Origin of the sequence: Sphingomonas sp. CROZ-RG-20F-R02-07 (genome assembly GCF_022662335.1) — a bacterium.
GTDB lineage: Bacteria > Pseudomonadota > Alphaproteobacteria > Sphingomonadales > Sphingomonadaceae > Sphingomonas.
The window spans coordinates 738,986-752,155 of record NZ_JAKNQJ010000001.1; the positions used below are offsets into that span (position 1 = coordinate 738,986).

Sequence of the window (13,170 nt, forward strand, 5' to 3'; positions counted from 1 at the left end):
CCGCCATGACCGATTTCACCCCCGCTTCGCTCAACCCCGGCAATGGCGGCGAGACGCACCAGCGCAACGACGACGAGCATCCCGTGCTGACGACCAACCACGGCACGCCGATCGCCGACAATCAGAACCAGCTGAAGGCCGGCGACCGCGGCCCCGTCCTGCTCGAGGACGAGATCTACCGCGAGAAGATCAACCATTTCGATCACGAGCGTATCCCCGAGCGTATCGTCCACGCGCGCGGTTCGGCCGCGCACGGCTATTTCGAATGTACCGAGAGCCTTGCCGACATCACCTGCGCGGACCTGTTCCAGAAGAAGGGGCAGCGCACCGAGGTGTTCACGCGCTTCTCGACGGTGGCGGGCGGCGCCGGATCGATCGACACCCCGCGCGACGTGCGCGGCTTCGCCGTGAAATTCTACACCCGCGAGGGCAATTGGGATTTGGTCGGCAACAACATCCCTGTGTTTTTCATCCAGGACGCGATCAAATTCCCGGACCTGATCCACGCCGCCAAGATGGAGGCGGATCGCGGCTATCCGCAGGCGGCGACCGCGCATGATACCTTCTGGGACTTCATCTCGCTGATGCCCGAATCGACGCACATGATCATGTGGGCGATGTCGGACCGCACGCTGCCGCGCACCTTCGCGAACATGGAAGGTTTCGGCGTCCATACCTTCCGCCTCGTCAACAAGGCGGGCAAGTCGACCTTCGTGAAGTTTCATTGGAAACCCAAGGCGGGCCTGGCCTCGACGATCTGGGACGAGACAGTAAAGATCGCCGGTGCCGATCCCGATTTCCAGCGCCGCGACCTGTTCGAGCGGATCGAGCGTGGTGACTATCCCGAGTGGGAGCTGGGCCTGCAGCTCTTCGACGAGGATTTCGCCAACAGCCAGCCTTATGACGTGCTCGACGCCACGAAGATCATCCCCGAAGAGGTGCTGCCCGTCCGCATCGTCGGCAAGATGGTGCTCGATCGGTATCCCGACAACTTCTTCGCCGAGACCGAGCAGGCCGCGTTCGTGCCGAGCCATGTCGTGCCCGGTATCGGCTTCTCCAACGATCCGCTGCTGCAGGGCCGCCTGTTCAGCTATACCGACACGCAGCTTTCGCGGCTCGGCTCGGTGAACTTCCACCAGTTGCCGATCAACGCCGCCAAGGCCACCGCGAGCGGCAGCCCCTATTCTAACCAGCAGCGCGACGGCCATATGCAAATGGGCGTGCCCAAGGGCCGCGCCAATTACGAGCCGAACAGCCTGGCCAAGGCGGGCGAGCCCGGCGGGTTCCGCGAGGATCCGGACAACGGCTACAAGACCTTCCCGTCCGAGGAACAGGGTCAGAAGCTGCGCATCCGCCCCGAGAGCTTCGCCGACCATTACAGCCAGGCGCGGCTGTTCTTCCGCTCGATGGACCCGGCCGAGCAGGCGCATATCGCGTCGGCGCTTGTGTTCGAGCTGAGCAAGGTGTCGCTCGATCATGTCCGTCTGCAGATGATGGCCAATCTGCGCAACGTGGACGAAGGTCTCGCCACCCGCGTCGCCGATGGTCTGGCGATGGACCTGCCCGAGGCGTCGCCGACCGCGGCGCCGGTGATCGACATGGATCCCTCGCCTGCGCTGCGCATCATCCGCGGCCCGCTCGAGATGCACAGCCTGGAGGGCAAGACGGTCGGCATCCTGATCGCCGACGGTACCGATGCGGCGGCGTTGAACGCGGTGACGAGCGCGATCGCGGCGGCCAAGGGCCATGCCAAGATCATCGCGCCCAAGGTCGGCAAGGTGCCGCTGTCGGACGGCAGCGCGGTCGCCGCGGATGCCCAGCTCTTCGGCCAGCCCTCGCCCACTGTCGATGCCTGCGCGGTCATCCTGTCGGCCGAGGCGTGCGCGAAGCTCGTCAAGGAAGGCGCGGCGGTACAGTGGGTGATGGATGGCTTCGGCCACCTGAAGGCGATCGGCGCCAATGCCGACGCCCAGCCGCTGCTCGATAAGGCAGGCGTGGAGCCCGACGAAGGCGTCACCGATCTCGATGGCTTCGTGGAGGCGGCCAAGAAGCGTTACTGGGACCGCGAGCCGAAGGTCCGCACGCTGGCGTAAAAGCCACCTGTTCCCCGGCGGAGGCCGGGGCCCAGGTGTGGGGCGCTGATGGCGGGATACGCTCCGCCACCCCGGCCTTCTCGACTGGGCCCCGGCTCCGCTGGGGAACGACTATGTCAGGCCTCCAGCTTGCCCTGTTCCGCCATCGCCATCGCGGTGCGGTAGCAATCGTCGATATGACGGTTGCCGATCAGCTTCATCGCGCCGAAGCCGATACCCGCCGCCAGCGCCGATCCCAGCAGCGGCACATATTTCGCCGCCGAACCGGCCGCCAGCCGGATACCGACCCGCTTCAGCAGCCGGACCACGATCTCGCGCGAAATCGTCTTTCCGATCACGCTGTTGCCGAGTGTCGAGGCGAACACGAGAACCTTCTGCGCGTTCTGCGGATCGAGCTTCGCCACATGGGCGTGATCGAGTCCGAAACGCTCGCTGATCTTGGGCAGCAAGGTCGTCAGGATGCCGATATCGGCGACCATGTCCGCGCCCGGCACCGGCACCACCGACGCGCCCGCTGCCATCAGCGCACGGCGCGTGACCATACGGCGGCAATCGTCGCGGATGCGGTTCAGTCTCTCGGTCGGGGTTTCCATGCGTCTCTCCATTGCGGTGGGTCGGTCTATGCGGCTTGGCGGCGAAAAAGAAATGCTGCTCCCCATCGGCCGCCGCATCATGGCAAGACGCGCGGCATGCCCACCGCGATCCTCACCCATCTTCAGCGCCTCGAAGCCGAATCAATCCACATCCTGCGCGAGGTCGTCGCCGAGGCGGAACGACCGGTGATGCTCTATTCGGTGGGCAAGGATTCGGCGGTGATGCTGCATCTCGCGCGCAAGGCCTTCTACCCCGCGCCGCCGCCCTTCCCACTGCTTCATGTCGATACGACGTGGAAGTTCCGCGCGATGTACGATCTGCGCGACCGGATGGCGGCGGATGCCGGGATGGAGCTGCTCGTCCACCGCAATCCCGATGCGCTCGCTCGCGGGATCAACCCGTTCGACCATGGCGCGCTCCACACCGATCTGTGGAAGACCGAGGGGCTGAAACAGGCGCTCGACCTGCACGGCTTCGATGCGGCGTTCGGCGGCGCGCGACGCGACGAGGAGAAGGCCCGCGCCAAGGAACGGATCTTCTCGTTCCGCTCGGCCAACCACCGTTGGGATCCCAAAAACCAGCGTCCCGAGCTCTGGCATCTCTACAATGCGCGCAAGGCGAAGGGCGAGAGCATCCGCGTCTTCCCGATCTCGAACTGGACGGAGCTGGACGTCTGGCAATATATCCAGGCCGAGGCGATCCCGATCGTCCCGCTCTATTTCGCCGCCCCCCGCCCGACCGTCGAACGCGACGGCATGCTACTGATGGTAGACGACGACCGCTTCCGCCTCGAACCCGGCGAGGTGCCCGTCGAACGTTCGATCCGCTTCCGCACGCTCGGCTGCTATCCGCTGACCGGTGCGGTGGAGAGCGAGGCGACGACGCTGTCGCAGGTGATCCAGGAAATGCTGCTGACCACCACGTCCGAGCGCCAGGGCCGCGCCATCGACCGGGATCAGGCGGCGAGCATGGAGAAGAAGAAGCAGGAGGGGTATTTCTGATGGACCAGGATTACCGCCCCGACGCGCAGATCGCGTCCGACATCGACGGCTATCTCGCCGCGCACCGCGACAAGGCGCTACTCCGCTTCATAACCTGCGGATCGGTGGACGACGGCAAGTCCACGCTGATCGGCCGGCTGCTCTACGATTCCAAGACGATCTTCGCCGATCAGCTCGCCGATCTGGAGCGCGATAGCCGCCGGATGGGGACGCAGGGGCAGGCGATCGACTTCGCCTTGCTGGTCGACGGGCTAGCGGCCGAGCGCGAACAGGGCATCACGATCGACGTGGCGTACCGATTCTTCGCGACGCCCGCGCGCAAGTTCATCATCGCCGACACGCCGGGCCACGAACAATATACCCGCAACATGGTGACCGCGGCCTCTACCGCCGATCTGGCGGTGATCCTGGTGGATGCGCGCAAGGGCGTGCTGACCCAGACGCGGCGGCATGGCTATCTCGCGCATCTGCTCGGCATCCGGCGCTTCGTGCTCACGGTGAACAAGATGGACCTGATCGGCTACGACCAGGTTCGCTATGACGCGATCGTGGCCGAGTTCGCCGCCTTTGCCGAAAGCGTGGGGCTCGCCGGCTTCACCCCTATCCCGATCTCGGGCTTCGCGGGCGACAACATCGCCGCGCCGAGCGCGAACACGCCGTGGTATGCCGGCCCCGCGCTGCTGGCGCATCTGGAGACGGTGACGCTGGAGGACGAGACCGAGGGGCGGCCGTTCCGCATGCCCGTCCAATGGGTGTCGCGCCCCGATCTCGACTTCCGCGGGTTCGCCGGGCTCGTCGCCGAAGGGCGGATCGCGCCGGGCGACTCCATTCGCGTGCTGCCATCGGGCAAGACGTCGCAGGTCGCGCGGATCGTGACGATGGACGGCGATCTGCCGCACGCGGTTGCCGGCCAGTCGGTGACGCTGACGCTCGCCGACGAAATCGATTGCTCGCGCGGCGACGTGATCGCGGCCGCTGGCGATCCGCCGCAGGTGGCCGACCAGTTCGAAGCGACGATCGTCTGGATGGCGGACGAGCCGCTGCTGCCCGGGCGCGCCTATGCGATGAAGCTGGCGACGCAGACCGTCTCCGCGACGCTTCAGCCGCCCAAATACCAGGTCAACGTCAACACGCTCGAACATCTGGCGACGAAGACGCTCGACCTGAACGCGATCGGCGTGGCGACGCTCAGCACCGATCGCCCGATCGTGTTCGCGCCCTATGGCGAAAGCCGCGCGCTGGGCGGCTTCATTCTCATCGACCGCATCACCAACGCGACGGTGGCGGCGGGGATGCTCAACTTCTCGCTGCGCCGCGCGCAGAACGTCCATTGGCAGGCGACCGACATCGGCCGTGCGCACCATGCCGCGCTGAAGAACCAGCGCCCCGCGGTGCTGTGGCTGACCGGCCTGTCGGGTGCGGGCAAGTCGACCATCGCGAACCTGGTCGAGAAGCGCCTCGCGCTGATGAACCGCCACACCTTCCTGCTCGACGGCGACAATGTTCGGCACGGCCTCAACCGCGATCTGGGCTTCACCGACGCCGACCGGATCGAGAATATCCGTCGCGTCGGCGAGGTCGCACGGCTGATGACCGATGCCGGGCTGATCGTCGTCACCGCCTTCATCTCGCCGTTCCGCGCCGAACGGCAGATGGTGCGCGAGATGATGGCGCCGGGCGAGTTTCTCGAGATTTTCATCGACACGCCGCTGGAAGATGCCGAGGCGCGCGACGTGAAGGGCCTCTATGCGAAGGCGCGCGCCGGGCGACTGCGCAACTTCACGGGGATCGACAGCCCCTATGAGGTGCCCGAAGCGCCCGAGCTGCGGATCGACACGCGAACGACCAGCCCGGAGGCCGCGGCGCAGCAGATCGTGGAGGCGCTGCTCGGGCTCGGCTGATGTGCTAGGCGCAACGAATGACCGCTCCCCTTCCCCTCGCCGGCCTCCGCGTCCTCGAACTCGCGCGCATCCTGGCCGGACCCTGGGCGGGGCAGTTGCTCGCCGATCTGGGGGCCGACGTCGTCAAGGTCGAGCGCCCCGGCGAGGGCGACGACACCCGCCATTGGGGTCCGCCCTTCCTGAGCGCCGCGGACGGGACCGATCTGGGCGCGGCATATTATCATAGCTGCAACCGCGGCAAGCGATCCGTCGCGATCGATCTGGCGACCGACGCGGGGCAGGCTGAGGTGCGCGCGCTGGCCGACGAAGCGGATGTGGTGATCGAGAATTACAAGGTCGGCGGCCTTGTCAAATACGGCCTAGACGCCGCGGCGCTCACCGCGCGCAACTCGCGGCTGGTCTATTGTTCGGTCACGGGATTTGGCCAGACCGGCCCCTATGCGCCGCGCGCCGGCTACGACTTTATCGTGCAGGGCATGGGCGGGATGATGTCGATCACGGGCGAGCCCGACGGGCCGCCGCAGAAGACCGGCGTCGCCTATGCCGATCTGTTCACCGGCGTCTATGCGGTCGTCGCGATCATGGCGGCGATCGAGCGGCGCCACGCGACCGGCCGGGGCGGCATTATCGACATGGCGCTGCTCGACACGCAGGTGGGCGCGCTCGGCAACCAAGCGCTGAACTGGATGGCAAGCGGCGTGGTGCCGGGCCGGATGGGCAACGGTCATGCGAACCTCGCGCCCTATCAGAGCTTCCCGACCGCGGACGGCGACCTGATCGTGGCGGTGGGCAACGACCGCCAGTTCGCCAGGCTATGCGACGTGCTGGGCATACCCGACCTCGCCGCCGACCCGCGCTTCGCCACCAACCCCGCGCGCGTGACGAACCGCGCGACGCTGCTGCCGCTGGTGACCGCGCGCACCGTGCTGGCGACCAGCGCCGCCCTGCTCGCCGCGCTGGAGGCGGCGGGGGTGCCGGTGGGGCCGGTCAACCGGATCGATCAGGTGTTCGCCGATCCGCAGGTCCGCGCGCGGGCGATGGCGCTCTCCCTGCCCGAAAAGGCCGGCGGCACGCTGCCCGGGCTCGCGCCGCCGATCGTGATCGACGGCGAACGGATGGGATCGGGCCGCCCCTCGCCACGCCTGGGCGAGCATGCCGGCGCGGTCTGGCTGCCGCGCTAGGGATCTTTCAGGCCGAATTACCCCTCGCCATTCGCCCTGAGCTTGTCGAAGCGCCTGCGCCGCGAGCAACGGTGCGACTGCAGCGCGCGTGCTTCGACAAGCTCGGCACGAACGAAACTGGGGGAAACTCGCCGGCGTCATCCTGTGCGAGGTGCCCGCGCCCGATCAATAACCGTTGAGGCGCGCGAAGCGTTCGCGGTGATAGGCGGCGTTGCCCCACATCGTCTCCAGCACCGCCGCGCGCTTCATGTAAAGGCCGGCGTCATGCTCGTCGGTCATGCCGATGCCGCCGTGAAGCTGCACCATCTCGCGGCTGACGAGCTTCAGCGTGTCGCCCGCCACGGCCTTGGCGAGGCTCACCGCCTGATCGAGATCGGAACAGCGGGCGTCGATCGCCTCCAGCGCACCCTCCACCACCGATCGCATCAGCTCGAGTTCGGTGAACATCTTCGCCATCCGGTGCTGCAGCGCCTGGAAGCTGGCGAGCGGCTGGCCGAACTGAACGCGCGTTTTGAGATAGTCGTTGGTGGTCGCGAACGCCTGTTCCGCCATGCCCAGCATCTCGGCGGCGAGCACCGCCGTCGCGCGATCGACAATAGCGGCGGTGAGTTCGGGACCACCCAGCCGGATCGCGGGCGCAGCGTCGAAGCGCAGTTCGGCATGATCGCGCGAATCCGCCATGTGCCGCGGCGAACGGGCGACTCCTTCGCCGTCCGCCACGAGGTAGAGCCCGTCGGCCGCCGAAACCACGAACAGCGCGGCCGAATCGCCTTCCGCCACGAACGCCTTCGTGCCCGTCAGCCGACCTCCCTCGACCGTCGTCGCGAGCCGGGCCGGATCGTGGAACGGCCCCTCGTCGATCGCAAGCGTCGCGATGACATCGCCGGCCGCGATCTTCGGCAGCCATTCGGCCTTGGCGCCCGCATCGTCGCCCATCACGATCGCCGTCGCGGCCGGGCCGGTGGAGGCGAGCGGCGTGACGGAGAGATTGCGGCCAAGCTGTTCGAGCACGAGCCCCAGCGACAGATAGCCGAACGCCGATCCACCATGTTCTTCGGGAACGACGATCCCCGCCCAGCCCATCTGGCCGATCTCGCCCCAGCTGGCACTCGCGGTGTCGCCGACGTCGCGCATCCGGCGCAGCGCGGTGACGGGCGCTTCGTTGTCCGCCCATTCGCGCGCCATGTCGCGGAGCATCGTCTGTTCGTCGTTCAGAACGGCCATGTGCCTCTACCCTGTTGCGGAGTGGCGGCGGGGGGTCCGGCCAAAGCCGGCCCCCCGCCTCTCCCCTCTCCAAACCGTGAATTTACTGGTGATCGAGCATGCCGAGGATGCGCTTGGCGATCACGTTGTTCTGGATCTCGCTGGAGCCGCCATAGATCGACACCGCCTTGCCCCACAGCCAGGTGCGCGTCTGCTGGATCTCGGCGGGCGCGAAGCCCTCGCCTTCCCAGCCAAGGCCGTTCATGCCCATGATCTCGACGCCCAGTTCGGCCTTGTCCTGGATGATCCGCGCGCCGACATTCTTCATGATCGACGTGGCGGCGGACGGGCCCTGGTTCGACTTGGCCTCCAGCGCGGCGCGGCGCAGCGTCAGCATGAAGGCGCGCGTGTCCATCTCGTGGCGCACGATCCGCATGCGCAGATCGGCGTCCGCCAGCCGCCCCTGTTCGTCGGTGCCGCGATAATCCTTGGCGAGTTCGCTCACCGTCTTGCCGGTGAGCATCCGCCCGGCCGAGCCGCCGCCGCCCGACAGGCTGGAGCGTTCGTGCTGGAGCAGCCGCTTGCCGATCGTCCACCCCTCGCCCTCGCGGCCGACCAGATTGGCCTTGGGCACGCGGACATCGGTGAAGAAGGTCTCGCAAAAGGGCGACGAGCCCGAGATCAGCCGGATCGGCTTCACCTCGACGCCCGGCGCATCCATGTCGATCAGCAGGAAGCTGATGCCTTCATGCTTCTTCGTCCGATCGGTGCGGACCAGCGCGAAGCATTTGTCGGCCCATTGGCCGCCGCTCGTCCAGGTCTTCTGCCCGTTGACGACATAATGATCGCCCTGGTCTTCGGCGAACATCTGAAGCGCGGCGAGATCCGATCCGGCGCCCGGCTCCGAATAGCCCTGGCACCAGCGAACCTTGCCGGTGGCGATGCCGGGGATATGCTCCAGCTTTTGCGCCTCGCTGCCATATTCCAGGAGCGTGGGGCCGAACATCATCACGCCCATGCCGCCGATAGGGTTCCACGCGCCGATCCGCGCCATCTCCTCGGCCAGCACGCGCGCCTGCGCCCGGTCGAGCCCGCCGCCGCCATAGGCCGCAGGCCAGGTGGGGACGCCCCAGCCCTTTTCGCCCATCGCCTTGGTCCATGCCGCTTCGTCGGCGCTCGGCTCGGCCGGGCCGTCGATCGCGGACATCGCATTGTCCTTGCCCTTCAGCGCGGGCGGGAAGTTCGCGGCCAGCCACCCGCGCGCCTCTTCACGGAAAGCGTCGGTCGCGTTTGCGGGTCGGTCGAGCTCGGCGGCGGTCGCCATGGCATGTCTCCTGGGGCCGAATCCGAAGATCGGGTATGGCCGCCCATGCCACGGATCGGCGCGGATCGCCAGCGCTTTGCTGAGGGCCGCGCTTGCCGGGCCGAGCAGGCACACCATCTTCGTCCCGCAACCCACACTCCAGGAGCGCGCGCATGATCGAACTTCATTATTGGCCCACCCCCAACGGCCACAAGATCGCGCTGTTTCTCGAAGAGGCCGGGCTCGATTACGCGATCCACCCGGTGAACATCGGCAAGGGCGAGCAATTCGCGCCCGAGTTCCTCGCCTTCTCGCCCAACAACCGCATGCCCGCGATCGTCGATCGAGCGCCCGCCGATGGCGGCGAACCCGTCACCGTCTTCGAATCGGGCGCGATCCTGCTGTACCTCGCCGACAAGACCGGCCGCTTCATCGCGCCGGACCTCCGCGGCCGCACGGCGACGACCGAATGGCTGATGTGGCAGATGGGCGGCCTCGGCCCGATGCTCGGGCAGAACCATCATTTCAATCGCTACGCGCCCGAGAAGATCCCCTACGCCATCGACCGCTATGTGAACGAGACGCGGCGGCTCTACGGCGTCCTCGATCGCCGGCTGGAGGGCCGGGCGTTCGTCGCCGGCGACTATTCGATCGCGGACATGGCCTGCTATCCTTGGATCGTGCCGCACGAAGCGCAGGGCCAGTCGCTGGACGACTTTCCGAACGTGAAGCGCTGGTTCGAGGCGATCGCCGAACGACCCGCCACCGCGGCTGCCTATGCCAAGGGCGCCGCGATCCAGGCGAGCCCGCCCGAGATGACCGACGAACAGCGCAAGGTGCTTTTCGGCCAGCGCTGAGGCTTTACCCCGGCGCGTCGCGTTTTAGAAGATCGCGTATGGCGTTCGCCGGTCGGTTCGCCTAGCGATACGGCATGACGACGGCACCCGACATGCTCGCCTCCGGCTTCGCCACGCTGCCGGATCTGATCCGAGCCCACGCGCTGGAGCGCCCCGAGCGGATCGCGGTGGCGGACGATGCCGGGACCCTGACCTATGCCGCGCTGGACGCCATGATGGACCGCGTGGCCGCGGCGCTTCAGCGCGACTTCGTGGCGAACGGGCAGGCGGTGGCGATCCTCGCCGCACCCTCCACCGCTTATGCCGCGCTGTTCCTGGGCGCGGTGCGCGCGGGCTGCGTCGCCACCCCGATCGCGCCCTCGGCCACCCCCGACGCGATTGCCGCGATGGTCGCGGATAGCGGCGCGCCGATCCTCTTCGCCGATGCCGCCAACCGCACGGCATTGGGCGATCGGCTGATCCCGGCGCGGCTGGTGTCGCTGCCCGAGGGGCTGGACGACTGGCTGGCGCCGGAGGGCGCCAGCCCCCGGCCTGTCGCGGTCGCGCCGGAGGACGGGTTCAACATCATCTATTCGTCGGGCACCACGGGCACGCCCAAGGGCATCGTGCAGAGCCACGCGATGCGCTGGCAGCATATCTCGCGCAACGCCGCGGCGGGGTTCGACAGTGCGGTGACGATGATCGCCACGCCGCTCTATTCGAACACCACGCTCGTCAGCTTTCTGCCGACGCTCGGCTGGGGCGGCACGGTGGTGCTGATGGCGAAGTTCGACGCGCGCCGCTATCTCGAACTCGCCGAGCGGCACCGCGCCACGCACACGATGCTGGTGCCGGTGCAATATCAGCGGATCATGGCGCTGCCCGATTTCGACGCGTTCGATCTGGCGAGCTTCCGTTTCAAGACGAGCACCAGCGCGCCCTTTTCCGCGGCGCTGAAGGCGGACGTGGTCGCGCGCTGGCCGGGGCTGCTGGTCGAATATTACGGCATGACCGAGGGCGGCGCGTCGTGCGGGCTGAACGCCACCGCCTTTCCCGACAAGCTCAACACCGTCGGCCAGCCGATGCCCGGTCACGAGATCCGCCTGATCGACGATGACGGACGCGAGGTGCCCCCCGGCGCGATGGGCGAGGTGGTCGGCCGCAGCCCGGCAATGATGAACGGCTATCACGGCCGCGACGCTGCCACGCACGACGCCGAATGGCACGATGCGGCGGGCAACCGCTATATCCGCCACGGCGATGTCGGCCGGTTCGACGAGGACGGGTTCCTGATCCTGATGGACCGCAAGAAGGATCTGGTGATCTCGGGCGGGTTCAACATCTACCCGACCGACCTCGAGGCGGTGCTCGCGACGCATCCCGACGTGGTGGAATGCGCGGTGATCGGCATGCCGAGCGAGGCCTGGGGCGAAACGCCCGTCGGCGTCTATGTCGGGCGCGCGAGCGGCGCGGCGACGGACGACATCCTCGGCTGGACCAACGCGCGCCTCGGCCGCACCCAGCGGCTCTCCGCGCTGCACCGCGTCAATGAACTGCCCCGCAGCGCGATTGGCAAGGTGCTGAAGCGCGAACTCCGCGACTCGCTTGCATGACAGCCATCGCCGCGATCCTGGCGGGCGCCGAGCCGATCGCCGGCGGGTTTCGCACCACGATCCCGGCCGATTGGCTGCAGGGCCGCACCGCCTATGGCGGGCTGTCGAGCGCGCTGGCGATCCACGCCGCCCGTGGCGCGGACGAGGATCTGCCGCCGCTCCGCAGCGCGCTCGTCGCGTTCATCGGGCCGCTGGCGGGCATGGTGAGCGTCACCGCGCAGGTGCTGCGGCGCGGGCGCAACGCCGCCTTCGTTCAGGCCGACATCGTGTCGGAGGCGGGGCTCGGCTACCGCGCGACCTACACCTTCATGGCGGAACGCGACTCCGCGATCGCGCACGACGCGCGCGTGGCGGCGCCCGACGGACCGCCCGAACCGGGTGCGGCGCTTTACGTCGGGCCGGCCGATTTCTTTACCGGCAATTTCGAGTTCCTCGATCGCAAGCGCGCGCATTCGCCGGCCGAATGGCAGCGCTGGGTGCGGCTGCGCGCGCGGGACGGTCTCGATCCGATGGTCGAGCTGATGGCGATCGCGGACGCGCTGCCGCCCGCGGCGCTGAAGCTGCTGGGTGGCGGCCCCGCCCCGGTGAGTTCGCTCACCTGGATCGTCAACCTGCTCACTGCCACGCCCGCCACCAGCGATGGCTGGTGGCTGTTGTCGGCGCAGGCGGATCATGCGCGGGCGGGCGGATCGAGCCAGACGATGCGGATGTGGAACGCCGCCGGCGAACTGGTTGCCGAAGGAATGCAGAGCGTGGCGATCTTCGCCTGACGCGGATACATGTTGCGACACTTGGGTCGATCGCGCGACACAGCGCGGCGACATCGGCCGCCTATCCCGGTGCCAGCCAAACAGAAAAGGTGAACCCATGAAGACCGCTCTTCTCGCGCTCGCGATCGCCGGCGGCAGCATCGCCGCCGCAGCCGGTGCCCAGACGCCGCCGCCGGGTCCGGCACCCATGGGGCCGCCGGGCATGAACGTCATGGCGGCGGACGCCAATCACGACGGCGTCGTCACGCGCGAGGAATATCTGGCCGATGCCGCACAGCGGTTCGCGCAGATGGATGCCGATCACGACGGCCACGTCACCGCCGGGGAGCGCGAGGCCTATCGTCAGGCGATGCGCGATCGCCGGATCGCCGATGGCGCCAGCCCGCCGCCCCCGCCTTCACCCCCGTCGGGCGAAATGCGGCACGACGGTCGCGGGCCCGGCGGCGGTCCCCGTGGCGGCCGCGACATGACTCGCGACGATTATATGGCGCACGCCGCCGAGCGGTTCGACCGGATGGACGCCAACCACGACGGCCGCATCGACCGCACCGAGATCGCCAACATGCGCGAGATGCGGCACGAGCGCCGCGACGGCGACACACCGCCGCCGCCCGCGCCCGGCACCCCCGGCGCGCAGTGAAGCGCCCCGCCACCGGCCGACGCCCTCTTCGGCCG

Annotated in this window: 11 protein-coding genes; 8 read left to right on the plus strand and 3 right to left on the minus strand. The window is 68.0% G+C overall.

Going from position 1 to position 13,170, the window contains the following annotated elements:
• The first annotated feature begins 5 nt into the window (after positions 1–5).
• Positions 6–2,093 (plus strand): catalase, encoded by a 2,088-nt coding sequence (locus L8H00_RS03645; RefSeq protein WP_242095844.1) that lies wholly within the window; start codon positions 6–8, stop codon positions 2,091–2,093.
• A gap of 116 nt (positions 2,094–2,209) precedes the next feature.
• Here the strand turns inward: L8H00_RS03645 and L8H00_RS18930 are convergent, their stop codons facing one another.
• Positions 2,210–2,686 carry a hypothetical protein gene (locus tag L8H00_RS18930; protein WP_242095845.1) on the minus strand — a complete coding sequence of 159 codons (477 nt, stop codon included), beginning with the start codon at positions 2,684–2,686 and terminating at the stop codon, positions 2,210–2,212.
• Here L8H00_RS18930 and cysD point away from each other — a divergent pair.
• Genes cysD through L8H00_RS03665 form a run of 3 tightly spaced genes read left to right on the plus strand, consistent with a single transcriptional unit; the run spans position 2,645 to position 6,770 of the window.
• Positions 2,645–3,688 carry a sulfate adenylyltransferase subunit CysD gene (cysD, locus tag L8H00_RS03655; protein ID WP_347340706.1) on the plus strand — a complete coding sequence of 348 codons (1,044 nt, stop codon included), beginning with the start codon at positions 2,645–2,647 and terminating at the stop codon, positions 3,686–3,688. The two genes, L8H00_RS18930 and cysD, sit on opposite strands and share 42 nt — an antisense overlap.
• Entirely contained in the window at positions 3,688–5,589 is a 1,902-nt protein-coding gene (gene cysN, locus L8H00_RS03660; RefSeq protein ID WP_242095847.1) for a sulfate adenylyltransferase subunit CysN, read from the plus strand. The genes cysD and cysN overlap by 1 nt, the downstream gene beginning before the upstream one ends.
• Positions 5,590–5,606: 17 nt before the next feature.
• On the plus strand, positions 5,607–6,770 hold the full coding sequence (locus L8H00_RS03665; protein WP_242095848.1) for a CaiB/BaiF CoA-transferase family protein: 1,164 nt from the start codon (positions 5,607–5,609) through the stop codon (positions 6,768–6,770).
• A gap of 165 nt (positions 6,771–6,935) precedes the next feature.
• Here the strand turns inward: L8H00_RS03665 and L8H00_RS03670 are convergent, their stop codons facing one another.
• Both L8H00_RS03670 and L8H00_RS03675 read right to left on the minus strand, forming a co-directional pair.
• A complete protein-coding gene (locus tag L8H00_RS03670) occupies positions 6,936–7,994 on the minus strand; it encodes an acyl-CoA dehydrogenase family protein (protein WP_242095849.1) in 1,059 nt (352 codons plus the stop codon).
• Positions 7,995–8,076: 82 nt separating this feature from the next.
• The gene (locus L8H00_RS03675) at positions 8,077–9,297 is read right to left on the minus strand and encodes an acyl-CoA dehydrogenase family protein (protein WP_242095850.1); all 1,221 of its coding nucleotides are present in this window, start codon (positions 9,295–9,297) and stop codon (positions 8,077–8,079) included.
• A 152-nt stretch (positions 9,298–9,449) separates the two neighbouring features.
• Here L8H00_RS03675 and L8H00_RS03680 point away from each other — a divergent pair, with 152 nt between their 5' ends.
• The 4 genes from L8H00_RS03680 to L8H00_RS03695 all read left to right on the plus strand — a co-directional run bounded on the left by L8H00_RS03680 (position 9,450) and on the right by L8H00_RS03695 (position 13,135).
• Positions 9,450–10,133 carry a glutathione binding-like protein gene (locus L8H00_RS03680; protein ID WP_242095851.1) on the plus strand — a complete coding sequence of 228 codons (684 nt, stop codon included), beginning with the start codon at positions 9,450–9,452 and terminating at the stop codon, positions 10,131–10,133.
• A gap of 74 nt (positions 10,134–10,207) precedes the next feature.
• On the plus strand, positions 10,208–11,725 hold the full coding sequence (locus L8H00_RS03685) for a class I adenylate-forming enzyme family protein (RefSeq protein WP_242095852.1): 1,518 nt from the start codon (positions 10,208–10,210) through the stop codon (positions 11,723–11,725).
• A complete protein-coding gene (locus L8H00_RS03690; RefSeq protein ID WP_242095853.1) occupies positions 11,722–12,495 on the plus strand; it encodes a thioesterase family protein in 774 nt (257 codons plus the stop codon). Before L8H00_RS03685 ends, L8H00_RS03690 begins: the two co-directional genes overlap by 4 nt.
• A gap of 97 nt (positions 12,496–12,592) precedes the next feature.
• The gene (locus L8H00_RS03695; RefSeq protein ID WP_242095854.1) at positions 12,593–13,135 is read left to right on the plus strand and encodes a hypothetical protein; all 543 of its coding nucleotides are present in this window, start codon (positions 12,593–12,595) and stop codon (positions 13,133–13,135) included.
• Positions 13,136–13,170 lie beyond the last annotated feature (35 nt).